The sequence below is a fragment of the Rhizobacter sp. P1_G5 genome, assembly GCF_056405435.1.
The window spans coordinates 1-812 of the sequence record NZ_JBFUCB010001124.1; the positions used below are offsets into that span (position 1 = coordinate 1).

Genomic DNA, 812 nt, shown 5'->3' on the forward strand with positions numbered 1-812 from the left:
CGAACCAGCCCGGCGGCGCGGCCGGCACGCTCGCGGCCACCACCTGCGCGCGCATGTGGTCGGCATAGCGCCACGCATCGAACGGCGCCGCGCCGCGCTGCATCGCATGCTGCAGCGTGGCCTGCCACAGCAGCTGGCGGCGGCCGAGGCGCTCGTCGGTGGAGGCCGGCGTGCCCTCGGCCACCTGCGCGATCCAGTCGTCGACGGCGGCCGTCAGCCCGCTGCCGAGCCACAGCCCGAGCACCTGCTTCAGCACGGCCTGCGGCAGCGCACGCACGATGCGCTGCCGCAGCGCGGCGCTGTCGCCCAGCCGCTGCAGCGTGGCCTTCAGCCAGTCGCGGTCGTCCTTCAGCAGCGGCGCCCAGGCCTGCACCACCGACTGCAGCGGATCGCTGCTGGCCGAGAACGCCGAGCCGGCCTGCAGCGCCGCCAGCAGCTGCGCGCGCAGCAGCGGCAGCGCGGTCGCGTGCGGCGCGCCGGCATGGGCGATCGCCTGGCCGAGCACCGCCTCCCACAGCGCAGCCGTGCCGAGCGCCGCGGCCCGCAGCAGCCGGTCGGCCGCCGCCGSCTCGCCGGGCATCAGCGCATGCACCAGCGCGCGCAGGGCGGCCGCATCGAACTGCGTCGCGAGCCGGCGCAGCAGCCGTGGCCGGTCGTCCATCGCACGCAGCGCAGCGGCCAGCGCGGCGCCATCGTGGCGCAGCACCTCGACGGCCAGCGCGGCCGGGTCTTCGCCGCGGCCCTGCCACGGCAGGCGGCCGTGGCGCAGGAAATGCAGCAGGGCTTCGAGCCGCGCCTGCGGCAGGCTGCGC

1 protein-coding gene is annotated in these 812 nt (G+C 77.6%); it reads right to left on the minus strand.

Annotation, left to right across the window (positions count from 1 at the left end; genetic code table 11):
* On the minus strand, positions 1-812 hold an 812-nt coding region (locus tag AC1D12_RS34495), incomplete at both ends, for a contractile injection system tape measure protein (protein ID WP_477845550.1).